The sequence below is a fragment of the Comamonas humi genome (assembly GCF_054782535.1).
Genome location: NZ_BAAGSH010000018.1, coordinates 1 through 22,417, shown reverse-complemented (window position 1 = coordinate 22,417; position 22,417 = coordinate 1). Strand labels below are relative to the sequence as shown.

Genomic DNA, 22,417 nt, shown 5'->3' with positions numbered 1-22,417 from the left:
TCAGTGATTTTCCTTGGCGTGGTTGATCGAGTACTTGGGGATTTCCACGGTCAGGTCCTCGCGCGCCACGATGGCCTGGCACGACAGACGCGACTGCGGCTCCAGGCCCCAGGCCTTGTCGAGCAGGTCGTCTTCCTCTTCCTCGGCCGGCTCCATCGAATCGAAGCCCTGGCGCACGATGACGTGGCAGGTGGTGCAGGCGCGGCTCATGTCGCAGGCATGCTCGATGTTGATGCCGTTCTCCAGCAGCGCTTCGCAGATGGAGGTACCGGCGGGCGCGTTGATCTCGGCGCCGTTCGGGCAATATTCGTGGTGGGGCAGTATTTTGATGACGGGCATGGGTGGTTTTTCTATCGGATTCAGATGGACTGCACGTTCTTGCCGGTCAGCGCCTGGTGGATGCCGCGGTTCATGCGCTCGGCGGCGAACTCCTCGGTGCCCTTGGCCAGCGCTTCGCTGGCAGCCTCGATCTTCGCGGCGTCGCTGCCAGCGATCTCTGCGCGCAGCGCATCCATCAGGCCGTCCACCTTCGCGCGTTCGGCTTCGGACAGCAGGTCGCCGTCGGCATCCAGCGCGCTTTGCGTGGCCAGCAGCAGGCGGTCGCCATCGACGCGCGCCTCGACCAGCGCGCGCGCCTGGATGTCCTCAGCGGCGGTGGTGAAGCTCTCCTGCAGCATGCGGGCGATCTGCTCGTCCGACAGACCGTAGGACGGCTTGACGTCGATCTGCGCCTGCACGCCGCTGGCCTGCTCCTCGGCGCTGACCGACAGCAGGCCGTCGGCGTCGACGGTGAAGCTCACGCGGATGCGCGCCGCGCCGGCGGCCATCGGCGGAATGCCGCGCAGCTCGAAGCGCGCCAGGCTGCGGCAGTCGGCCACCAGGTCGCGTTCGCCCTGCACCACGTGGATGGCAAGCGCAGTCTGGCCATCCTTGTAGGTGGTGAAGTCCTGCGCGCGCGCGGTGGGGATGGTTTCGTTGCGGCTAACGATGCGCTCGACCAGCCCGCCCATGGTCTCGATGCCCAGCGACAGCGGGATCACGTCCAGCAGCAGCAGGTTGCCATGGGTGTCGTTGCCGGCGAGCTGGTTGGCCTGGATGGAAGCGCCCAGCGCCACCACCTCGTCGGGGTTCAGGTTGACCAGCGGCTCGGTTCCAAAGTACTGGCCGACGGCAGCGCGCACCTGCGGCATGCGGGTGGAGCCGCCCACCATGACCACGCCCTGCACTTCGTCGACCGCCAGCTGCGCGTCGCGCAGCGCGCGGCGCACGGCCGCCAGCGTGCGGTCGGTAAGCGGCTGGGTGATGGCGTTGAAATCGGCACGGTTCAAGGGAGTATCGATGCTGGTGCCCGCCAGTTGAGCGCAGACAGCTACGGTTTCAGTAGCAGTCAGGCCTTCCTTGGCCTGCTTGGCGGCGTGGCGCAGCAGGGCCTTGTCCTGCGCGGACGTGGCCTCGATGCCAGCCTGCTGCTGCACCCACTGCACGATGGCGGCGTCATAGTCGTCACCGCCCAGCGCCGAGTCGCCGCCGGTGGCGATGACCTCGAATACGCCGCGCGTCAGCCGCAGGATGGAGATGTCGAAGGTGCCGCCGCCCAGGTCGTAGACCGCGTAGATGCCCTCGGCCGCGTTGTCGAGGCCGTAGGCGATGGCGGCGGCGGTGGGCTCGTTGATCAGGCGCAGCAGCTTGATGCCGGCGAGCTGCGCCGCATCCTTGGTGGCCTGGCGCTGCGCGTCGTCGAAATACGCAGGCACGGTGATGACGGCGCCGTACAGGTCGTCGTTGAAGGTGTCCTCGGCGCGGTAGCGCAGCGTGGCCAGGATCTCGGCGCTGATCTCCACCGGCGACTTGCGGCCGGCGACGGTCTCGATGGCGACCATGCCCGAGTCCTCGGGCTGCACCAGTTGGTATGGCAAGGCGGCTGCGCCCTGCACGTCGGCCAGCGTGCGGCCCATCAGCCGCTTGGCGGAAGCGATGGTGTTGGCCGCATCCAGCCCGGGGTTGGCCAGCGCGGCGTAGCCGATGTCGCGCTTGCCACCGGCGTGGTAGTGCACCACCGACGGCAGCAGCACGCGGCCTTGCTCATCGGGCAAGCATTCGGCCACGCCATTGCGCACGGCCGCTACCAGCGAGTGCGTGGTACCCAGGTCTATGCCCACGGCGATGCGCCGCTGGTGCGGATCGGGGGACTGGCCGGGTTCGGAGATTTGCAGCAATGCCATGGTGTCGATATCGGTGAAAGGTTTTTATGGCCGGCGCAAACAAGGGTGCACAGGAAGATCTTCTTCGGGCGAACGCTTTTGCCTCAGCCTGATTTGCGCCAGCCGTGTTTTATTGTTCCAGCTGTTCGCGCCGGCGGTCGATGTCGGCCAGAAAGCGCGCAACGAACATAAGGGCTCTGACCTGCTGCGCGGCCTGGGCCCAGTCGTACTCATCGTCCAGCAGCAGCTGGCAGCGGCCCAGCATGGCCCGGCGCGCGATCTGCACCTGCTGGTCGAGCGCGTCGATGTCGGCCGCGGTGGCCGCGTCCTCCAACGCCTCGCGCCATTCCATCTGCTCCATCAGGAAGGCCGCGGGCATGGCGGTGTTGTCCTCGGCGCGGATCGGCGCGCCATGCAGCTCGCACAGGTAGGCCGCGCGCTTGAGCGGGTCCTTCAGGCGCTGCCAGGCCTCGTTGATGCGCACCGACCACTGCATGGCCACGCGCTGCGCGGCGGCGCCCTGGGCGGCAAACTTGTCGGGGTGCGCCTGGCGCTGCAGCTCCTTCCAGCGCTCGGCCAGCACCGCGGCGTCCTGCGCGAAGCGCGGCTCCACGCCGAACAGCTCGAAATCGTTGGATTGCAGATTCATCGTAAAAAAACCGCCGGCGAAGGCGGTTTGCTGTGAGCAGTCATCCAAAAAGTGAGCTGCTTGCGCTTGTCAGTCAATGGTTTTCAATACATTTGATATTGAAATCCTTATCCAGCAAGCGCCAGCAGCTATTCTTTTTAAAGACTACCCGCCTAGATCCGGAAGCTCTCGCCGCAGCCGCAGCGATCGCGCTCGTTCGGGTTGTGGAACTTGAAGCCCTCGTTCAGCCCCTCGCGCACGAAGTCCAACTCCGTGCCGTCGATGTAGGCCAGGCTCTTGGGATCGATCATCACCTTCACGCCGTGGTCTTCGAACACCACGTCCTCAGGCGCCTGCTCGTCCACATATTCCAGCTTGTAGGCCAGACCGGAGCAGCCCGTGGTCTTGACGCCCAGGCGCACGCCCATGCCCTTGCCGCGGCGCGACAGGTAGCGGGTGATGTGGCGTGCCGCCGATTCGGAAAGCGTGACGGCCATGGACGATCAGGCCTCCACCTTGGCGGCGTGCTTGGCCTTGTAGTCCGACACTGCAGCCTTGATGGCGTCTTCCGCCAGGATGGAGCAGTGGATCTTCACCGGCGGCAGCGCCAGTTCCTGGGCGATCTCGCTGTTCTTGAGCGCAGCGGCCTCGTCCAGCGTCTTGCCCTTGACCCATTCGGTCACCAGCGACGACGATGCGATCGCCGAGCCGCAGCCGTAGGTCTTGAAGCGTGCGTCCTCGATGACGCCGGTCTCGGGGTTCACCTTGATCTGCAGCTTCATCACGTCGCCGCAGGCGGGCGCACCCACCATGCCGGTACCCACCGATTCGTCGCCCTTGTCGAACGAACCCACATTGCGGGGATTTTCGTAGTGGTCAACGACCTTGTCCGAATATGCCATTTTGCTTACCTCGTCAACTTTGTCTGGCGGCCGCTCAGTGCGCCGCCCATTGGATGGTGGAGAGGTCCACCCCGTCCTGGAACATTTCCCACAGCGGGCTCAGCTCGCGCAGCTTGGCCACGTTGGTGCGGATGGTATCCACCGCGTAGTCGATGTCCTCCAGCTTCGTGAAGCGGCCGAAGGTCATGCGCAGGCTGCTGTGCGCCAGTTCGTCGCTGCGGCCGAGGGCGCGCAGCACATAGCTGGGCTCCAGGCTGGCCGAGGTGCAGGCCGAGCCGGACGACACCGCCAGGCCCTTGATGCCCATGATCAGCGACTCGCCCTCGACGTAGTTGAAGCTCATGTTCAGGTTGTGCGGCACGCGCTGCACCAGGTCGCCGTTGATGAAGACCTGCTCCACGTCCGACAGGCCCTTCAGCATGTGCTGCTGCAGCGTGCGGGCATGCTCGTAGTCCTTGGCCATCTCCTCGCGGGCCAGGCGGAAGGCCTCGCCCATGCCCACGATCTGGTGCGTGGGCAGCGTGCCCGAGCGCATGCCACGCTCGTGGCCACCGCCGTGCATCTGCGCCTCGATGCGGATGCGCGGCTTGCGGCGCACGTACAGCGCACCGATGCCCTTGGGGCCGTAGGTCTTGTGCGAGGCCAGGCTCATCAGGTCGACCTTGAGCTTCTGCAGGTCGATCTCCACCTTGCCGGTGGCCTGGGCCGCATCCACATGGAAGATGATGCCCTTCTCGCGGCACATCTCGCCGATGGTGGCGATGTCCTGGATCACGCCGATCTCGTTGTTCACGAACATCACGCTGATCAGGATGGTGTCGGGGCGGATCGCCGCCTTGAGCACATCTAGGTCGAGCAGGCCGTTCTCCTGCACGTCGAGGTAGGTCACCTCGAAACCTTCGCGCTCCAGGGCGCGCATGGTGTCCAGCACCGCCTTGTGCTCGGTCTTCACCGTGATCAGGTGCTTGCCCTTGCCCTTATAGAACTGGGCCGCGCCCTTGATCGCCAGGTTGTCGGACTCGGTCGCGCCGCTGGTCCAGACGATTTCCCGCGGATCGGCATTGATCAGCGCCGCCACGTCGCCGCGCGCCTTCTCGACGGCCGCCTCGGCCTCCCAGCCCCAGGCATGGCTGCGCGATGCCGGGTTGCCGTAATGCTCGCCGAGCCACGGGATCATGGCTTGCACCACGCGCGGGTCGACCGGCGTGGTAGCGCCGTAATCCAGGTAAATCGGGAAATGTGGGGTCATGTCCATGGCAGGCTCTCTCGGCTAGCTCTGTATCAAATTCAACAGCGAATCACTGCAACATTGCGGCCGCGGACCGTTAACCACGCCTCGGAAATCCGCCGAGCATGGGGCCCGCGGGCGTGCAGCGGGGCCGGCCCGCCGCACCCGCAAACTTACGATTTGGCGAAGGCGTTGTACGGCATCACGACTTGGCAAACGCGTTGCCAAGGGCAAACACCGAATTCGGCGCCGTGACGCGAATCGGCTTGACCACCGGGGTGGTCGAGATGGCGCGGCGCACCACGGGCTTGTCCTCGATCTGGATGCCCTTGGCGAGTTGGTCGTCCACCAGCTTCTGCAGGGTCACGGAGTCGAGGAACTCCACCATGCGCTGGTTCAGCGATGCCCACAGCTCGTGCGTCATGCAGCGGCCGGCCTCGCCCAGGCAGTTTTCCTTGCCACCGCACTGGGTGGCATCGATAGGCTCATCCACCGAGACAATAATGTCGGCCACGGTGATTTCGGCCGCCTTGCGCGCCAGCGTATAGCCGCCGCCCGGGCCACGGGTGGATTCCACCAGTTCGTGGCGGCGCAGCTTGCCAAACAGTTGTTCCAGATACGACAGCGAAATCTGCTGGCGCTGGCTGATGGCGGCAAGAGTCACGGGGCCATTGTTCTGGCGCAATGCCAGATCAATCATTGCGGTTACGGCAAAACGGCCTTTGGTCGTGAGTCGCATAATCATTCCTTAGAGGTCAGGCTTGATCATCAAAGACATTCCGATGCAGGCAAGCCACCCGCATCGGCATCGTCCCAGCCCGTCGCTCGGCCCCGCTTTCGCAGGGCGACTCCCATTCATCGATAGGGCTTTCTTGTTGTTGTTGAGTGTTTTACGCAAGTATACCACAAGCCCCCTCAGTCTGCTCAGGTAAGCCGCGAACGGTCATTTTTATTGGGATTAACCCTTTGGTGGATTCCCTAGGAAATGGCCGCTGGCACCGAAGGCGCGCTCCTTCAGCAGGTTCAACTGGTCGCGGGTTCGGGCCGCGGCCTCGAACTCCAGGTTGCGCGCATACTCGAGCATCTGTTTCTCCAAACGCTTGATTTCCTTGGAAATATCCTTTTCCGACAAATCCTCGATCTGGGCCTTCTGCAGCGCCACCTGCTCCACGCGCTCGATTTCCTCCATCGCTTTCGCGCTATAGACACCGTCAATCAGGTCGCGCACCCTCTTGACAATACTCTTGGGCACTATTCCGTTTTTCTCGTTGAATTCGATCTGCCTGGCGCGACGCCTGCCGGTCTCGTCCATCGCCTTCTGCATCGATGCGGTGACACGGTCTGCATACAGGATGGCCTTGCCGTGCAGGTTGCGCGCGGCCCGGCCAATGGTCTGGATCAGGCTGCGCTCGGCGCGCAGGAAACCTTCCTTGTCAGCGTCCAGAATGGCCACCAGCGACACCTCGGGAATGTCCAGCCCTTCGCGCAACAGGTTGATGCCCACCAGCACGTCGAAGGCGCCCAGGCGCAGGTCGCGGATGATCTCCACGCGCTCGACCGTGTCCACGTCGCTGTGCAGGTAGCGCACCTTGACGCCGTTGTCGGTGAGGTATTCGGTGAGCTGCTCGGCCATGCGCTTGGTCAGCGTGGTGATGAGCACGCGCTCGTGGCGCTCCACCCGCAGGCGGATCTCCTGCAGCACATCGTCCACCTGGTGCGTGGCGGGGCGCACCTCGACCTCGGGATCGACCAGGCCGGTGGGCCGCACCACCTGCTCCACCACCTGGCCGGCGTGGGTCTTCTCGTAGTCGGCCGGCGTGGCCGAAACGAAGACCACCTGGCGCATGCGCTGCTCGAACTCCTCGAACTTGAGCGGCCGGTTGTCCAGCGCCGACGGCAGGCGGAAGCCGTATTCCACCAGCGTGGTCTTGCGCGCCCGGTCGCCGTTGTACATGGCGTTGAGCTGGCCGATCATCTGGTGGCTTTCGTCCAGGAACATGATCGCGTCGCGCGGCAGGTAGTCGGTCAGCGTGCTCGGCGGATCACCCGGCGCCGCGCCCGACAGGTGGCGCGTGTAGTTCTCGATGCCCTTGCAGTGCCCCACCTCGCTGAGCATCTCCAGGTCGAAGCGCGTGCGCTGCTCCAGCCGCTGGGCCTCCACCAGCTTGCCGTCGGCCACCAGCTGCCTGAGGCGCTCGGCCAGCTCCTCCTTGATGGTCTCGACAGCGGCCAGCACCTTGTCGCGCGGCGTCACGTAGTGGCTGCTGGGGTAGACGGTGAAGCGCGGGATCTTCTGCTGGATGCGCCCGGTGAGCGGGTCGAACAGCGACAGCGTCTCGATCTCGTCGTCGAACAGCTCGATGCGGATCGCCAGCTCAGAATGCTCGGCCGGGAAGACGTCGATGGTGTCGCCGCGCACACGGAACTTGCCGCGCGAGAAGTCCTGGTCGTTGCGCTGATACTGCATGCGGATGAGCTGCGCGATCACGTCGCGCTGCTTGAGCTGGTCGCCCACGCGCATGGTCATGATCATGCGGTGGTAGCTCTCGGGCTCGCCGATGCCGTAGATGGCCGACACCGTGCCCACGATGACCACGTCGCGCCGCTCCATGATGCTCTTGGTGCACGACAGGCGCATCTGCTCGATGTGCTCGTTGATCGCGCTGTCCTTCTCGATGAACAAATCGCGCTGCGGCACATAGGCCTCGGGCTGGTAGTAGTCGTAGTAGCTGACGAAATACTCCACCGCGTTCTTGGGGAAGAACTCGCGGAACTCGCTATATAGCTGCGCCGCCAGCGTCTTGTTGGGCGCGAAGACGATGGCCGGCCGGCCCAGCTGCGCGATCACGTTCGCCATGGTGAAGGTCTTGCCCGAGCCGGTCACGCCCAGCAGGGTCTGGAAGGCCTCGCCGTCCTGCACGCCCTCCACCAGCTGCGCGATCGCCGTCGGCTGGTCGCCCGCGGGCGGGTACGGCTGGAACAGCTGGAACGGCGAATCGGGGTACTGGACGAACTGCCCTGACCCGGGTGCATCTGTGGTGACTTCTTGCATGGTGTGCTGCAGGCGGTAGCGCCGCTAAAATACGTGGGTTAACCCCGGAGCCTACCCCATAGAAGTGGCATAGGAATGGATGACATCTGGGGACGACATCGCAAATTACCACCCTTCAAGGACTAGACATGTCTCTGTTTTCCGCCGTCGAAATGGCACCCCGCGACCCGATTCTGGGTCTGAACGAGCAATTCGCCGCCGACACCAACCCCTACAAGGTGAACCTGGGCGTGGGTGTGTATTTCGACGACAACGGCAAGCTGCCCCTGCTGCAGTGCGTGCAGGCCGCGGAAAAGGCCATGATGGACAAGCCCACGCCGCGCGGCTACCTGCCCATCGACGGCATCGCCGCCTATGACAGCGCCGTGAAGACCCTGGTCTTCGGCGCCGACTCCGAGCCCGTCACCTCCAACCGCGTGGCCACCGTGCAGGCCGTGGGCGGCACCGGCGGCCTGAAGATCGGCGCCGACTTCCTGAAGAAGCTCAGCCCGGGCGCCAAGGTGCTGATCTCCGACCCGAGCTGGGAAAACCACCGAGCCATCTTCACCAACGCCGGCTTCGAGGTGGGCAACTACCGCTACTACAACGCCACCACCCGCGCCATCGACTTCGACGGCATGCTGGCCGACCTGAACGCCGCCGCGCCCGGCACCATCGTGGTGCTGCACGCCTGCTGCCACAACCCCACCGGCTACGATATCACCGCCGCCCAGTGGGACCAGGTGATCGCCGCCGTCAAGGCCAAGAACCTCACCCCCTTCCTGGACATGGCCTACCAGGGCTTCGGCCACGGCATCAAGGAAGACGGCGCCGCCATCGACAAGTTCATCGCCGCCGGCCTGACCATCTTCGTGTCCACCTCGTTCTCCAAGAGCTTCAGCCTGTACGGCGAGCGCGTGGGCGCGCTGTCGGTGGTCTGCGCTGACAAGGACGAGGCTGCCCGCGTGCTGAGCCAGCTCAAGATCGTGATCCGCACCAACTACTCCAACCCGCCCACGCATGGCGGCGCGGTGGTGGCTGCCGTGCTGAACAACCCCGAGCTGCGCGCGCTGTGGGAGAAGGAACTGGGCGAGATGCGCGTGCGCATCAAGGAAATGCGCCAGAAGCTGGTCGACGGCCTGAAGGCCGCCGGCATCCAGCAGGACATGAGCTTCATCACCACGCAGATCGGCATGTTCAGCTACTCCGGCCTGTCCAAGGACCAGATGGTGCGCCTGCGCACCGAGTTCGGCGTGTACGGCACCGACACCGGCCGCATGTGCGTCGCTGCGCTCAACAGCAAGAACATCGACTACGTCTGCGCCTGCGTGGCCAAGGTGCTTGCATAAGCAGCCCCTCACGGGTATGAAAAACGCCGCCATTGCGCGGCGTTTTTTCTTGTGCAACCATCAGGCCCCCTCCTGACTGCCGCCCCGCAGAGCCACCATGCCCCCCAACGATCCCACCCATGGCCTGATCCTGCTGTCGCACGGCTCGCGTGACCCCGCCTGGCGCCGCAGCGCCGAGCTGCTGCTTGAGTCGGTGATCGCCGCCCACCCCGGCGCCGCCGTCGGCAATGCCTACCTCGACTGGTGCGAGCCGCCGCTGCCCGAGGAGCTGGCGCGCCTGCTGGAGCGCCACCCCGGCCTCACCACCATCACCATCTGGCCACTGCTGTTCGGCGTGGGGCGCCACGCCAGCGAGGACATTCCCGCGCTGGTGGCCGAACTGGCCAGGCAGCACCCGCAGCTGCGCCTGCAGATCGCGCCCGCGATGGGCGAGGATGCCCGGGTGATGCAGCTGCTGACGGCCATTGCCGGAGATCACCTGCGAGCCTGAATCTCATATGCTTTTAAAGCATAATGATGCAAAATTTTATACACGCCCTGCCGTATGAACCTGCATCAGTTCCGTTTCGTGCAAGAGGCCGCGCGACGCGGCCTCAACCTGACCGAGGCCGCCAAGGCCCTGCACACCTCGCAGCCCGGCGTCTCCAAGGCCATCATCGAGCTGGAGGAAGAGCTGGGCATCGACATCTTCGCCCGCCACGGCAAGCGCCTCAAGCGCATCACCGAGCCGGGGCTGCAGGTGCTCAAGAGCATAGAGATCATCATGCGCGAGGTGGGCAACCTCAAGCGCATCGGCGACCAGTACAGCGCCCAGGACAGCGGCACGCTGGCGATCGCCACCACCCACACCCAGGCCCGCTACGTGCTGCCCATGCCGGTGGCCAAGCTGCGCGAGCACTACCCCAAGGTCACCGTCAGCCTGCACCAGGCCACGCCGCACGAGGTGGCGCGCATGGTGATCGACGAGCAGGCCGAGATCGGCATGGCCACCGAGTCGCTGTCCGAGTACCCTGACCTCGTCACCCTGCCCTGCTACGAATGGCAGCACGTGCTGGTGATGCCGCACCAGCACCCGCTGGCGCAGAAGGAGCGCATCACGCTCGAGGACATCGCGCAGGAGCCGCTGATCACCTACCACCCCTCGTTCACCGGCCGCGGCAAGATCGACCACGCGATGGCGCAGCGCCACCTCGCCCCGAAGATCGTGCTCGAGGCCATCGACTCCGACGTGATCAAGACCTATGTGCGCCTGGGCCTGGGCCTGGGCATCGTCGCCGAGATGGCGATGCGCGACGACCCGCTCAAGGACCTGGCCGTGCGGCCCATGGGCCACCTCTTCGGCCAGAACGTGGCGCGCGTGGCCTTCAAGCGCGGCGCCTACATGCGCAACTTCGTCTACAAGTTCGCCGAACTGCTGAGCGACCGCCTGAGCCGCGACCTGATCGACCGCGCCATGGTCGGCCATGTGGCCGACTACGAACTGTGATACTACGTTATTGATAGCTACTGGCGCTTGATACACAAGCGCCGCATGCCATTTTGACTAATACTTCCCTCACCATGCCAGCGACCACCCCCGCCTTCGAAAGCCGCCTGCCCGCCGTGGGCACCACCATCTTCACCGTGATGTCGGCGCTGGCCGCCGAGCACCAGGCCGTCAACCTGGGCCAGGGCTTTCCCGATTTCGGCTGCGACCCGGCCCTGGTCGATGCCGTCACCCGCGCCATGCAGGCCGGCCACAACCAGTACCCGCCCATGCCCGGCATGCCGGTACTGCGCGAGGCCGTGTCGCAGAAGATCGAGGCGCTGTATGGCCGCCGCTACGATCCGGCCAGCGAGATCACCGTCACCGCCGGCGCCACGCAGGCCATCCTGACGGCCATCCTCTGCTGCGTGAGCCCGGGCGACGAGGTCATCGTGCTCGACCCCTGCTATGACAGCTACGCGCCCAACATCGAGCTGGCCGGCGGCACCGTGGTGCGCGTGCCGCTCACGCCCATCACCTTCCGGCCCGACTTCGGCAAGATCGCCGCCGCCATCACCGCCAGGACGCGCCTGCTCATCATCAACACGCCGCACAACCCCAGCGGCAGCACCTGGACGGCGCAGGAGATGCAGCAGCTGCAGGACCTGCTCGCACCCACCAACGTGCTGCTGCTCAGCGACGAGGTCTACGAGCACATGGTGTTCGACGGCGCCCAGCACCAGAGCGCCTCGCGCTTCGAGGGCCTGGCGGCGCGGGCCTTCGTGGTGTCGAGCTTCGGCAAGACCTTCCACGTCACCGGCTGGAAGGTCGGCACCGTGGCCGCGCCCGCGGCACTGACGGCCGAGTTCCGCAAGGTGCACCAGTTCAACGTCTTCACCGTCAACACGCCCATGCAGGTGGGCCTGGCCGACTACCTGAAGAACCCTGCGCCCTACCGCGACCTGCCCGCCTTCTACAGCGCCAAGCGCGACCTGTTCCGCGCGGGGCTGGCGGGCTCGCGCTTCAAGCTGCTGCCCTGCACCGGCACCTACTTCCAGTGCGTGGACATCTCGGGCATCACGGATCTATCGGAGGCCGACTACTGCCAGCAGCTGGTCAGGGAACACGGCGTGGCCGCGATCCCGCTGTCGGCCTTCTATGGCGACGGCTTCGACCAGAAGGTGATCCGCTTCTGCTTCGCCAAGAAGGACGAGACGCTGCGCGCGGCGCTGGAACAGCTGCGCAAGCTGTAAGGACTCAAGGGGCGCTCAAGGGACGATACAGGAGTCGTCCATCCCCGCCATGCCGGCCAGCTTCTGCAGGCGCGAGCGCTGCTCCAGGCAGGCTTGGCGTTGGGCCAGGCGCGCCGCTTCGGCACGCTCGATCTGCAGTTTGGCGATCTTCTCGCGGATCTGCGGCATGGCGGCCGTGGCGGCTCGCTCGCCTTCCAGGATGGCATTCGCGCGCTGGCTGAAATCGGCCGGGCCAATGTCGAGCACCCTGGGGCGCAGCACGATGTCGGCGCGGGCCAGCTCGGCCTGCCCCAGCTTCTGGCCCATGATGGCGATGGACTGGCTCAGCGCGCCCAACGCGTTGCCCGGCATCTGGCCCTGGGCCTTGTTGGAGATGTCGACGGCGATCACCACGTCGGCGCCCAGCTGGCGCGCGGCATCCACCGGCACCGGGCTGACGATGCCGCCATCGACGAAGTGGTACTTGCCGATGACCACCGGCTGGAACACGCCCGGCACGCTGCTGGATGCGCGCACCGCCTGTCCCGTGTTGCCGCGCGAGAACACGGTGCGCTCGCCGTCCTCGAGCCGCGTCGCCACCGCCACGAAGGGCTTGGCCATCTGCTCCAGCGGCTTGCGGCGCACCTGCTCGTTCACGTAGTCTTCCAGCTTCTGGCCCAGCACCAGGCCGCCCGAGGACAGCTGCAGGTCGCGGATCCTGGCCTCGTCCAGCGCCACGGCCTTTTCCTGCAGCTCGAAGGCGTTCATGCCGCTGGCATAGAGGGCGCCCACCACGCTGCCGGCGCTGGTGCCGGCCACCACGGCCGGCGCGAAGCCATTGGCCTCGAGCATCTTGATGACCCCGATATGGGCAAAGCCCTTGGCAGCGCCGCCGCCCAGCGCCACGCCGACCTTCACGGGCGCCGGCGCCTGTGTGGGCGTGGCAGCGGCCACCGGCGACGGTGCCGGCGGGTTGCTGCTGCAGGCGGCCAGGCCCGCCCAGGCCACGCAGGCCAGGGGCCGCAAAAAGACGTTCAGGCGCATGCCGGGAGATCGTGCTTGCATAGGGGCAGGCAGTATAGCGGCCCGGCCCGGCCCGGCCCGGCCCGCCACGCACCGTCCATCCCGCCTGAACCGCCGTTCGCGCCGCCGGGCTGCCACCCGTCGCAAGGCGCTCGCGGGCAGCGGGGCGCGCGGGCACAGTACACCCATGCCTGCCACGGAGCCCGCCATGTCCATCCAGAACCTGACCCCGCTGATCGCCATCCACGCCAGCGCTGCGATCGCCGCCACGGCCCTGGGCCCGGTGGCGCTGTGGGCGCGCATGGGCCGCGCCCAGCATCCGCGCCTGCACCGCGCCGCCGGCTATGCCTGGGTGACGCTGATGGTGGCGACCGCCATCTCGGCGCTGTTCATCCACGGCACGCAGGGCCCGCGCTGGGGCGGCTTCGGCCCCATCCACCTGCTGATCCCACTGACGCTGGGCATGCTGTTCCTCTCGTTCCGCCAGCTGCTGCGCGGCAACATCACCGGCCACCGCCAGGCCATGCAACGCCTGTACCTGGGTGCCTGCGTGGTGGCGGGCTTCTTCACGCTGCTGCCGAGCCGGCTGCTCGGCCACTGGCTGGGCACGCAGCTCGGCTGGCTCTGACCCCTTCCCTTCATCCACCCCAGGAGATCCACCATGTACCCGACCAGCTACTGCGACAGCAACATAGACCTTCTCGCCCGCCGGCGCGCCGGCGCCAAGCTCGGCTGGTATATCCACGCCAGCGTCTACCTCTGCGTCAACCTGCTGCTGGCGGCGCTGTCGTTCGCCAACGGGCGCCACTGGGCCATCTACCCGGCGCTGGGCTGGGGCCTGGGGCTGGCGGTGCACGGCATCGTCGTCTTCGTGGTGACCGGCAGCGGCGGCTGGTTCGAGCGCCTGGTGCGCAACGAACGCGCCCGCATCGCGCAGCAGCAGCGCCCCTGAGCCGCGGCGCCCTCCCTACAATGGCCGCCATGATCTCCGACGACGACATCGACCGCCTGGCGCGCAAGCGCGCCGGCGCCAAGCTGGGCTGGTATGTGCATGCACTGGTCTATGTGCTCGTCAACCTGGCGCTGTTCGCGCTGTCGCGCCATGGCTGGGGCGAACGGCCCTGGTCGGTGTGGCCGCTGCTGGGCTGGGGCCTGGGGCTGGCGCTGCATGGCGTATCGGTCTTCGTGCTGGGCACAGGCAGCGGCCTGCGCGAGCGCATGGTGCAGCGCGAGCGCGAGAAGCTGCGGCGCGAACACAGCCGCGGGAACGAGAGGCCCTGAGGCCATGCGCATCGACTGGCTCGAGCAGCTGCGGCACCTGCTGCAGACCGTGGCCTTCTGCCTGGTGATCCCGGCGATCCAGTATGCCTTCCAGCCCGAGCGGCCCTACGGGATCGCGCTCACCTACTCGCTGTGCATAGGCGTGCTGTGCTGGGCCTTCATCGACCTGGGCCGCCACCTGCTCACGTCCAGCGCCGAGACCGGCTGGCCCACGGGTTGGCGCGCCGTGGCCCTGCCCGCCGGGGGCATCGTGGCGGGCTTTGCGCTGGGCACGCTGCTGGGCGATTGGTGGACGGGCCTGTCGACCTGGGGCAGCGGTGACGGGCAATTGCGCATCTCCATCGCCATCACGCTGCTCGCCGGCACGGCGGGCACCTACTGGTTCCACACCCGCGGCAAGAGCGCCTGGCTGGCGGCACGCATGGCCGAGGCCCACGGCCAGGCCACCGAGGCGCGCCTCAAGCTGCTGGAGACCCAGCTCGAGCCGCACATGCTGTTCAACACCCTGGCCAACCTGCGCGCGCTGATCGCCACCGACCCGGCCCGCGCCCAGCACATGCTCGACCGGCTGATCGCCTACCTGCGCGCCACGCTCGCCGCCTCGCGCAGCATCGAGCATCCGCTGGCCGACGAGTTCGCGCGCCTGGCCGACTACCTGGAGCTGATGGCCGTGCGCATGGGCCCGCGCCTGGCCTATGCGCTCGACCTGCCCGAGGCGCTGCAGGCCGTGCCCGTGCCGCCGCTGCTGCTGCAGCCGCTGGTCGAGAATGCCATCCGCCACGGCCTGGAGCCGCAGGTGGCCGGCGGGCGCATCGAGGTGCGGGCGCGGCTGCTGGACGGCGGCGCGCGCGTGCAGCTCGGCGTGCACGACAACGGCGCCGGGCCCGGCGCGGCCACGGCCGGCACCGGCTTTGGCCTGCGCCAGGTGCGCGAGCGGCTGGCCACGCTGCATGGTGCCGATGGCACTCTTGAATTGATAGCTGCTCCCGCAGGTGGCACCAGCGTTACCGTCACTTTTCCTTTAAAAAATGCCCACCACCGCCCTGATCGCCGAGGATGAACCGCTGCTCGCCGCCGCGCTGCAGCACGAGCTGGCGCGCGCCTGGCCCGAGCTGGCCATCGCCGCCACCGTGGGCGACGGCCTCGGCGCCGTGCAGCAGGCGCTGGCGCTGCGGCCCGACGTGCTGTTCTTCGACATCCGCATGCCGGGCCAGAGCGGCCTCGAGGCCGCGGCCGAGCTGGCCGACGCCTGGCCGGCGGGCGAGCCCTTTCCGGCCCTGGTCTTCGTCACCGCCTACGACCAGTACGCGGTGCAGGCCTTCGAGGCCCAGGCGGTGGACTACCTGCTCAAGCCCGTGCAGCCCGAGCGGCTGGAAAAGACCGTGCACAAGCTGCGCGCGGCGCTGGCGGCCCGCGCGCCCACGGCCGCGCCGGGCGCGGGCCTGCGCGCCACGCTGGAGCAGCTGCGCGCGCTGCTCGGCGCGCCGGGCCTGGGCGCGCCGGCGGCGGCCCCGCCGCGGCTCGAGGTGATCCAGGCCAGCCAGGGCGCGCAGATCCACCTCGTGCCGGTGGCCGACGTGGTCTATGTGGAGGCGGCCGACAAATACCTGCGCGTGCTCACCGCCACGCAGGAATTCCTGATCCGCATGCCGCTGAAGGAGCTTCTCGCCCAGCTCGACCCCCACGTGTTCTGGCAGGTGCACCGCGGCACGGTGGTGCGCGCCAGTGCCATCGCCACCGCCACGCGCGACGAGGCCGGGCGGCTGAGCCTGCAGCTGCGCGGCCGGCCCGAGCGCCTGGCGGTGAGCCGCGTCTACGCCCAGCGCTTCAAGGCGATGTGATCAACGCTGCGCGGTGAGCAGCAGCCCGCCCGCGCCCATGAAGATGCCGCCGGTGGCGCGGTTCAGCCGCAATGCGCCGCGCGGCGTGCGGATCCAGCGGCGGATCTGGCGCCCGCCGGTGGCGTAGACGGCGGTGGAGACGAACTCGCTGCACAGGTAGATCGAGCCCAGCACCAGGAACTGGTGCGCCGGTGGCTGCGCGGGGTCGATGAACTGCGGGAAGATGGCCGCGAACAGCACGATGGCCTTGGGGTTGGTGATGGCCAGGCCGAACTCCTGCGCGATCAGCCGGCGCACCGGCCAGGCCGGGCGCGCCGTGGCCGCCGCATCCTCGATCTGGTCGAAGCCGCTGAAGTCGCGGCTGCGCCAGGCCTTGCAGCCCAGCCAGAACAGGTAGACCGCGCCCACCCACTTGACGGCGGTGAACGCTGCCTCCGAGGCCAGCAGCATGGCGCCCAGGCCCACGGCCGAGACGGTCAGGAAGATGGCGAACGCCGCCACGCGCCCGAAGGTGGCCCACAGCGCCTTGACCACGCCCGCGCGCATGCCGTTGTTCAGCGCACAGAAGTTGTTGGGGCCGGGCGTGAGCGAGATCAGCACCGCGAGAGGGGCAAAGGCCAGGGCGTCCATGGAAGCGACCGGAAGGGCAGGAAAGGGATGGGCAGTTTACCCGGGGTTGCCGCTTTCGCGGAAGGGCCGGCATGCGCCCTGCCCGGCCCCATAATCGCCGGCAACCGGAGCCTTCCCATGCAGCAGCACGAACCCACGGCCACGCAGCCTTCCCTGGCGGAGCTGCTGGCCCTGCAGCGCCGGGCCCACCGCGCACAGCCCAACCCCAGCCAGGCGCTGCGGCTGGACCGGCTGCGCCGCCTGGCCGAGATGACCGAGCGCCACCGCCAGCCGCTGATCGAGGCCATCGCCGCCGACTTCGGCCACCGCAGCGCGCACGAGACCGAGCTCTGCGACCTGCTGCCGGTGGCCTCGGCCATCCGCCACGCCCGCCGCCACCTGGGCGCGTGGATGCTGCCGCGGCGCATGCCCACGGCGCTGCACTTCCTGCCCGGCCGCAACCGCCTGCTGCGCCAGCCGCTCGGCGTGGTGGGCGTGATGGCGCCCTGGAACTACCCGTACCAGCTGGCGATCGGCCCGGTGATCGCCGCCCTTGCCGCGGGCAACCGTGCGATGGTCAAGCCGTCGGAGCACACGCCGGCCTGCTCGGCCTTGCTGGCGCGCATGGTGGGCGAGCATTTCGATGCCGAGGAGCTGCTGGTGGTCAACGGCGGCGCCGACGTGGGCGCGGCCTTTGCAGGCCTGCCGTTCGACCACTTGCTGTTCACCGGCTCCACGGCCGTCGGCCGCGAGGTGGCGGTGGCGGCGGCCCGCCACCTGACGCCGGTGACGCTGGAGCTGGGCGGCAAGTCGCCCGCGATCATCGACGCCAGCGCCGATCTCGCCGCCGCCGGGCGCAGCCTGGCCTTCGGCAAGCTGCTGAACGCGGGGCAGACCTGCATCGCGCCCGACTACGTGCTGGTGCCGCACGGCCTGCGCGATGCGCTGGTGGCGGCCATCGCGGGCGCGGCGCGGCAGATGTATGGCGAGCGCGCCGACAACCCGGACTACACGGCCCTCATCCACCAGCGCCATGCCGAGCGCCTGGCCGCGCTGGTGGACGAGGCGGTCCGCGCCGGCGCGCGGGCCGTGCAGCCCTGCTTCGGCCCGCCGGGCAGCGGCCGCAGGTTTGCGCCCACGCTGCTGCTCGACGCGCAGCCCGGCATGCGCGCCATGCAGGAGGAAATCTTCGGCCCGGTGCTGCCCATCGTCGGCTACGGCGACATCGGCGAGGCCATCGATTTCGTGAACGGGCGCGAGCGACCGCTGGCGCTGTACTGGTGGGGCCGCGACGGCCGCAGCCGCGACCGCGTGCTTGCCGAGACCGTCTCGGGCGGGGTCACGGTCAACGACTGCCTCTGGCATTTCGCGCAGGAGTCGCAGCCCTTTGGCGGCGTGGGCACGAGCGGCATGGGCGCCTACCACGGCGAATGGGGGTTCCGCACCTTCAGCCACGCCAAGCCGGTGTTCGAGCAGTCGCGCCTGAACGGTGCCGGCCTGCTGCATCCACCCTACGGCAAGACCTTCGAGCGTTTGCTGCGGCTGCTCAAGCGCATGGGTTGAGGACGAGATTTCGCTTCTTTTTCAATAGCTGCTTGCGCTTTTTTTTAGCGGATTTCAAATGCAAAACCATTTGAAATTCATGCACACCAAGCGCTAGCAGCTATTATTTTTACAAAGCGCTCAGCCGGCCTGCCGGGCGTAGCCCTGCACTTCTTCCGAGAACAGGATCCAGCGGTCGCCGGATTTGCGCCAGTACTGGCGCAGCGGCAGGGTCTCGGCAAAGGCCTTGCTCTTCACGCGCAGGTTGGCGATGCGGATCTCGCCCTTGGCGTCGCGCCAGCTGTAGACCGAGACTTCCTGCACGCTCACGTCCGGGTTCTTGAACATGGCGGCCAGCCGCTGCTGCGAGGCGCGCGCCGGCTCGGAGGCGCGGAAGTCGGCGGCGTAGACCGTGTCGAGCTTGCCCGGATCGGCGCTGGCCCAGACCTGCTGCCACGCGGCCAGCACCGGCATGAAGCCGTCCACCGCCTTCTTGTGCGGCAGGTCCGCCGGCATGCCCCACTGCAGCCGGTCGCGGATCAGCACCGGGGTCTGCGGGGCCACGGTCTTCATCAGCAGCGTCAGGTCGGGGTTGGCCAGCACCACGCAGCCATCGCTGGCCTGCGGCAGCCGGGCGAACTGCTGCGGCGGCGAGCCGTGCAGCCAGATGCCCGCGCCCGAGCGGCCCATGGCCCGGTCCCAGTCGTTGGGGTAGTTGACGGTGAGCGCGCCCTTGCCGTACAGATCGGGCAGCCGGCGGCCGGGGATCTCGCGGCCGATGAAATACATGCCCTGCGGCGTGCGCTGGTCGCCCTCTTCCGCCTTGTCCATGCCCAGCTTGCCGACCGAGACGTAGAAGTCCCCGGTCAGGCGCAGCTTGCCATCCTCGTTCGCAAACAGGTACAGGCGCGACTTGCTGGCATCGATGGCGATGGCATGGCGCACGGAAGGGCCCAGCACCAGGAACTCGCTGGGGATGCTGCCGGTGGGCGGCAGCGAGGCCGCGCCCTGCACGCGCTGGCGCAGCTCCTGCTGCAGGCCCTGCAGTTGGGCCTGCCATTCCTGGGCCTCGGCCGGCACGGGTGCGGCCGCGGGCACGGTGTTCTTGACCAGGATGCCGGCGCGGGCCGGCGCCGGGGCCGGCGTGTAGCCCAGCGCCGGGGCGCGGCCGGTGCGAAAGCGCAGCAGGTCGGCATACACCAGCTGCGCGGCCTGGAAGTGGGGTACGTCGGCGGTCAGGCTGGCTGCGGCCTTCAGCGCCGCGTCCAGCTCCTGGCGCTTGACCAGGTCGATCACGCCCAGCAGGCGCGCCTCGCTGTTGTTGTGTACGGCCGCGGCGGTGACCGTCACGGCGGGCAGGGTTCCGGCAGCGACGGCGGCAGCCGCGCCGCGGGCCTTCGCCGAGCGGGCGCGCCTGGCGGCCTTTTCCTCGGCACGGCTCTCCTGCCTGGCGGCCTTGGACCGGGGCTTGTCGGCCTGGGCCTGGACCGGAACGAGCGCACCCGCCCCCAGGGCCACCGCCACCATCACGACCCAGGGTCGCCAAAACTGCTTGCAAATGGGCATTGCCCGTACTTTCCTTCCAGGGGGCGCTATCCGTCGGATCATGCCCGAGTGGCCAGGCACCGCAGGCCCGGCATCAGGTGGTTTCGCTGATGATGCGCCACTGCCCCTTCTCGCGGTGCAGCGTCAGGGTCTTGCGCGCCGTGCTCTTCAGCGCCCCGGCCGTATAGTGCTGGCGGAAATTCGCCGTCGCCTTGTCGCCGTCGATGGCCACCTTCAGGTTGCGCAGCGACACCGAAATCTCGCTCTTGCCCACGATGCGCTGGCGGCGCGTATCGCGCCACTTGGCCAGGCTGCTGCCGTCGGCGGGCGTGAACTTGTCGCTGTAGGCGTCCAGGTAGCGGGTCATGTCCTGCTTTTCCCAGGCAGACGCCCAGGCGTTGACGGCGGCTTCCACCTCGGTGGTGGCCGGCGATGCAGCCTTGGCGTCGGCAGCGGGCGCGGCGGCAGCCACGGCCTTTGCCGGCGCGTCCTCGCTCTTGGCGGCGGGCTTGGGTTTGGGGTCAGCCTTGGGTTCCGGCTTCGGCTCGGCCTTGGCTTCCGGCTTGGGTTCTGCCTTAGGCTTGGGTTCGGGCTTGGCCTCTGCCTTGGCAACGACCACGGGGGTGGGCGCCGCAGGCGCGGCGGCAACCGCCACCTCGACAGGCTTGGCGGCCGGCTTGGGCTCGGCCTTGGGTTCGGGCTTGGCCTCCACCTTGGGCTCGGCCTTGGGCTCCGGCTTGACCTCGGGCTTGCTTTCCGGCTTGGGTTCGGGGGCCTTGGCACGCGGGGCCGCGGGCGCAGCCGCCGGTGCGGGCAGCGGCGCCACTGCGGCCGCCTGCCCTGCGCTGGCCACCATGGCCTTGGCCTGGCCCGTCTGGCCGGGAACGATCTGGGTGATCAGCGCCAGCTTGGGCTTGAGGGCCTGGCGCGAGCCGTCCAGCTGCAGCGCCTTGGAATAGGCTTCGCTGGCCATGCGGGCATACAGGTCGCCCAGGTTCTCGTGGGCCGTCGTATAGCTGGGGTTGGTGCGGATGGCCTGCTCCAGCGCTTCCGCGGCCTTGCGCTCCTGCCCGTCGGCGGCATACAGCACCGCCAGGTTGTTATAGGGCTCGGGCATATTGGGATATTCGCGGGTCAGTGCCGAGAATATCTTGATGGCCTGTGCATTCTGTTTCTGCTCGGTGGCCACCACGCCACGGATAAACCGCATCTCCACGTCGCCCGGGTTCTGCTTGAGATAGCCGTCCGCCTGCTTGGCCGCCTGGTCTGCCTTGCCTTGCTCCAGCAGCTGGGCCACTTCCTCCGATTCGCGCGAGGCATGGGCCGGCAGCATGTACATGGACATGCACCACCCCACCAACACAGCAGCCACCGATCGGGACAATGGCGAGCCTGCACGCTCAGGAATACGCGACGGAACCTGGGACGCAATCAGCATATGGCGTTCTTTTCTATGCAGAAAAAGGGGGAAACAAAGGCGGCGAGGAATTCGCGCTGGGGCTGGGTCTGGGCACCTCGCGGCGCCATGACCCAAAGCCTTTGATTATACAGATCGCACCATCGCTAATAGCCTCATTCGATGAGCATTGGGCCTTATCTCCAAGCTTCCCAATATGCAGGAATCCAGGGCCCTTTAACCACCCGGGAAACGCGAAAAGATACGGGTACACACCCCAAACGTTACGTTACGTCGACCGTAACGCCACACAAAAAAACGGTGCAAACATTGCGGAATCAATCATTTAGGAAAATTTTTTCCTCATAAAAACAATCAATTACCAAGCAGAAACCAAATGCCAGTGGCTACATGGCCGATGTGGCACGCATGTTGCGGATGGGTTCCATCACACAAGCCCGACGGCGTATGCCGGTGCTTTCCGATTGAACCTTCAACCAAGCAGGGAAGAGCAAATGACAACCTCCGCAACACCACTCACCAGCGTCACTGTCGCTCAGGCGAATGTCGCCAGCACCAGCGTTGGCGCCGGCGCAGCGACCGCCTCGGCCAAGGCCTCTTCCGCCACCGCCACCCTTTCCAAGGTGTCGCCGGGCGTGCAGATCGTGCGCGACGGCCAGACCGTCGCCGCGGAAGCCGGCGCCAAGCTGCAGGTCGGCGACAAGATTGTCGTGCCGGCGGACGGCAGCGCCCAGGCCCTGTTCAGCGGCGCCGGCGGCCAGAAGCTGGTGGGCACCTTTGCCGGTGGCACGGAGGCGACCCTGAACGCCGGCGGCCCGAACGGCGGAGCCCTGGTGCTGGACCTGGCGTCCGGCAATGTGGACGTGGTGCCGGCCAGCGATGACGACGCCGTGGGCCTGATCGTTACCAAGGAAGCCACCGATGCCGGCGGCTCGGTGCTGGGCGACTTCCTGCTGGCCGGCCTGGCAGGCCTCGGCGCTGGCGCGTTGATCGCAGGTTTGAACAACAACGACGACGACGACAACAATCCGCCCCACCCGACGGGTCCGACTGACCCTACGAATCCGACCAATCCCACGGATCCGACGAGCCCGACCAACCCTACGAATCCGACCAATCCCAC

At 67.4% G+C, this 22,417-nt stretch carries 22 protein-coding genes and 1 pseudogene; 11 read left to right on the top strand and 12 right to left on the bottom strand.

All coding sequences use genetic code 11. The annotated features are described in order from the left end of the window. The 8 genes from fdx to uvrB form a co-directional block, all read right to left on the bottom strand. A complete protein-coding gene (gene fdx / locus ACYVKR_RS18205) occupies positions 1 to 339 on the bottom strand; it encodes a 2Fe-2S iron-sulfur cluster-binding family protein (protein ID WP_460482371.1) in 339 nt (112 codons plus the stop codon). Positions 340 to 359: 20 nt separating this feature from the next. Beyond that, complete coding sequence (gene hscA, locus ACYVKR_RS18200) at positions 360 to 2,222, bottom strand: molecular chaperone HscA (protein ID WP_460482370.1); 1,863 nt, start codon at positions 2,220 to 2,222, stop codon at positions 360 to 362. 109 nt (positions 2,223 to 2,331) lie between these two features. Then, positions 2,332 to 2,850 (bottom strand): Fe-S protein assembly co-chaperone HscB, encoded by a 519-nt coding sequence (hscB, locus tag ACYVKR_RS18195; protein ID WP_460482369.1) that lies wholly within the window; start codon positions 2,848 to 2,850, stop codon positions 2,332 to 2,334. A gap of 152 nt (positions 2,851 to 3,002) precedes the next feature. After that, the gene (gene iscA / locus ACYVKR_RS18190; RefSeq protein WP_460482368.1) at positions 3,003 to 3,326 is read right to left on the bottom strand and encodes a HesB/IscA family protein; all 324 of its coding nucleotides are present in this window, start codon (positions 3,324 to 3,326) and stop codon (positions 3,003 to 3,005) included. 6 nt (positions 3,327 to 3,332) lie between these two features. Further along, positions 3,333 to 3,731, bottom strand: a complete 399-nt coding sequence (gene iscU, locus ACYVKR_RS18185) for an iron-sulfur cluster assembly scaffold protein (RefSeq protein WP_460482367.1) — start codon at positions 3,729 to 3,731, stop codon at positions 3,333 to 3,335. Positions 3,732 to 3,765: 34 nt separating this feature from the next. Continuing rightward, the gene (locus tag ACYVKR_RS18180; RefSeq protein WP_460482366.1) at positions 3,766 to 4,986 is read right to left on the bottom strand and encodes an IscS subfamily cysteine desulfurase; all 1,221 of its coding nucleotides are present in this window, start codon (positions 4,984 to 4,986) and stop codon (positions 3,766 to 3,768) included. A 175-nt stretch (positions 4,987 to 5,161) separates the two neighbouring features. Beyond that, positions 5,162 to 5,698, bottom strand: a complete 537-nt coding sequence (iscR, locus tag ACYVKR_RS18175; RefSeq protein ID WP_460482365.1) for a Fe-S cluster assembly transcription factor — start codon at positions 5,696 to 5,698, stop codon at positions 5,162 to 5,164. Between the two features lie 219 nt (positions 5,699 to 5,917). Beyond that, positions 5,918 to 8,011 carry an excinuclease ABC subunit UvrB gene (gene uvrB, locus ACYVKR_RS18170; RefSeq protein WP_460482364.1) on the bottom strand — a complete coding sequence of 698 codons (2,094 nt, stop codon included), beginning with the start codon at positions 8,009 to 8,011 and terminating at the stop codon, positions 5,918 to 5,920. A 128-nt stretch (positions 8,012 to 8,139) separates the two neighbouring features. Between uvrB and ACYVKR_RS18165 the strand changes: the two genes are divergently transcribed. From ACYVKR_RS18165 to ACYVKR_RS18150, 4 genes are all read left to right on the top strand, one after another. Continuing rightward, entirely contained in the window at positions 8,140 to 9,339 is a 1,200-nt protein-coding gene (locus ACYVKR_RS18165; protein ID WP_460482363.1) for an amino acid aminotransferase, read from the top strand. 97 nt (positions 9,340 to 9,436) lie between these two features. Beyond that, positions 9,437 to 9,829, top strand: coding sequence for a sirohydrochlorin chelatase (locus ACYVKR_RS18160; protein WP_460482362.1), 393 nt, complete (start codon positions 9,437 to 9,439; stop codon positions 9,827 to 9,829). Between the two features lie 54 nt (positions 9,830 to 9,883). Beyond that, positions 9,884 to 10,825: a CysB family HTH-type transcriptional regulator gene (locus tag ACYVKR_RS18155; RefSeq protein ID WP_460482361.1), complete on the top strand. Its 942-nt coding sequence runs from the start codon at positions 9,884 to 9,886 to the stop codon at positions 10,823 to 10,825. Between the two features lie 74 nt (positions 10,826 to 10,899). Continuing rightward, positions 10,900 to 12,057, top strand: coding sequence for a pyridoxal phosphate-dependent aminotransferase (locus tag ACYVKR_RS18150; protein WP_460482360.1), 1,158 nt, complete (start codon positions 10,900 to 10,902; stop codon positions 12,055 to 12,057). 15 nt (positions 12,058 to 12,072) lie between these two features. On the opposite strand, the gene ACYVKR_RS18145 is transcribed toward ACYVKR_RS18150, so the two are convergent. Then, the gene (locus ACYVKR_RS18145) at positions 12,073 to 13,080 is read right to left on the bottom strand and encodes a patatin-like phospholipase family protein (RefSeq protein WP_460482752.1); all 1,008 of its coding nucleotides are present in this window, start codon (positions 13,078 to 13,080) and stop codon (positions 12,073 to 12,075) included. Between the two features lie 187 nt (positions 13,081 to 13,267). On the opposite strand from ACYVKR_RS18145, the gene ACYVKR_RS18140 reads away from it, so the two are divergent. Genes ACYVKR_RS18140 through ACYVKR_RS18120 form a run of 5 tightly spaced genes read left to right on the top strand, consistent with a single transcriptional unit; the run spans position 13,268 to position 16,181 of the window. Next, positions 13,268 to 13,687, top strand: a complete 420-nt coding sequence (locus ACYVKR_RS18140) for a DUF2306 domain-containing protein (RefSeq protein ID WP_460482359.1) — start codon at positions 13,268 to 13,270, stop codon at positions 13,685 to 13,687. 33 nt (positions 13,688 to 13,720) lie between these two features. Beyond that, positions 13,721 to 14,011 (top strand): 2TM domain-containing protein, encoded by a 291-nt coding sequence (locus ACYVKR_RS18135; protein ID WP_460482358.1) that lies wholly within the window; start codon positions 13,721 to 13,723, stop codon positions 14,009 to 14,011. Positions 14,012 to 14,040: 29 nt separating this feature from the next. Further along, positions 14,041 to 14,340: a 2TM domain-containing protein gene (locus ACYVKR_RS18130; RefSeq protein ID WP_460482357.1), complete on the top strand. Its 300-nt coding sequence runs from the start codon at positions 14,041 to 14,043 to the stop codon at positions 14,338 to 14,340. Between the two features lie 4 nt (positions 14,341 to 14,344). Continuing rightward, on the top strand, positions 14,345 to 15,400 hold the full coding sequence (locus ACYVKR_RS18125) for a sensor histidine kinase (RefSeq protein ID WP_460482356.1): 1,056 nt from the start codon (positions 14,345 to 14,347) through the stop codon (positions 15,398 to 15,400). After that, positions 15,369 to 16,181, top strand: a complete 813-nt coding sequence (locus ACYVKR_RS18120) for a LytR/AlgR family response regulator transcription factor (RefSeq protein ID WP_460482355.1) — start codon at positions 15,369 to 15,371, stop codon at positions 16,179 to 16,181. Before ACYVKR_RS18125 ends, ACYVKR_RS18120 begins: the two co-directional genes overlap by 32 nt. Here ACYVKR_RS18120 and ACYVKR_RS18115 read toward each other — a convergent pair whose 3' ends face one another. Beyond that, positions 16,182 to 16,811: a LysE family translocator gene (locus ACYVKR_RS18115; protein ID WP_460482354.1), complete on the bottom strand. Its 630-nt coding sequence runs from the start codon at positions 16,809 to 16,811 to the stop codon at positions 16,182 to 16,184. A gap of 117 nt (positions 16,812 to 16,928) precedes the next feature. On the opposite strand from ACYVKR_RS18115, the gene ACYVKR_RS18110 reads away from it, so the two are divergent. Next, entirely contained in the window at positions 16,929 to 18,353 is a 1,425-nt protein-coding gene (locus ACYVKR_RS18110) for a coniferyl aldehyde dehydrogenase (protein ID WP_460482353.1), read from the top strand. 120 nt (positions 18,354 to 18,473) lie between these two features. On the opposite strand, the gene ACYVKR_RS18105 is transcribed toward ACYVKR_RS18110, so the two are convergent. Then, entirely contained in the window at positions 18,474 to 19,898 is a 1,425-nt protein-coding gene (locus tag ACYVKR_RS18105; RefSeq protein ID WP_460482352.1) for a L,D-transpeptidase family protein, read from the bottom strand. Between the two features lie 73 nt (positions 19,899 to 19,971). Then, positions 19,972 to 21,222, bottom strand: a complete 1,251-nt coding sequence (locus tag ACYVKR_RS18100; protein ID WP_460482351.1) for a L,D-transpeptidase Cds6 family protein — start codon at positions 21,220 to 21,222, stop codon at positions 19,972 to 19,974. 566 nt (positions 21,223 to 21,788) lie between these two features. On the opposite strand from ACYVKR_RS18100, the pseudogene ACYVKR_RS18095 reads away from it, so the two are divergent. Next, positions 21,789 to 22,417, top strand: a pseudogene (locus ACYVKR_RS18095) (hypothetical protein); the annotation flags it as partial.